Here is a 377-nt window from a genome sequence, read left to right as displayed (position 1 = left end):
TGCCCAGCCGCCAACGGCGCCATCGCCTCCGGACAGTCCCGCACCGTAAGGTTGTCCAGGCTGCCTGGCTCTGACACATCGATACGCCACGGCAACCGGTCAGGGCCAGGCAGGAGCAGCCGGCCAATATCACCAGCCCGGGTCAACCGGCGGATATACAGTTCACCAGCCCGTACCGCGATCTCCGGTTCGCCGCTGTCGAGCACCGCGGTCAGGATCCTGCCCAGTTCACCGGCGCGTACCGTGATCTCTGGTTCGCCGCTGTCGAGCACCGCCGTCAGGGTCCTGCCTAGTTCGTTGCCGTGGTCGGTGTCATCGTCGAGGTCGAGCAGGATGAATCGGTTGGGGTGTTCGGACTGCGCGGAGCGGACCAGGCC

The 377-nt window shown here is 66.3% G+C and carries 1 protein-coding gene; it reads right to left on the bottom strand.

The features are described from left to right. A partial coding sequence (locus tag ACLQ22_RS31950; protein ID WP_425695594.1) for a hypothetical protein occupies positions 1-377 on the bottom strand: 377 nt, incomplete at both ends.

Origin of the sequence: Micromonospora sp. DT178 (genome assembly GCF_049841695.1) — a bacterium.
Taxonomy (GTDB): domain Bacteria; phylum Actinomycetota; class Actinomycetes; order Mycobacteriales; family Micromonosporaceae; genus Micromonospora.
The sequence above is the reverse complement of the archived record's forward strand: the minus strand, read 5'-3'. Positions and strand labels throughout refer to the sequence as shown.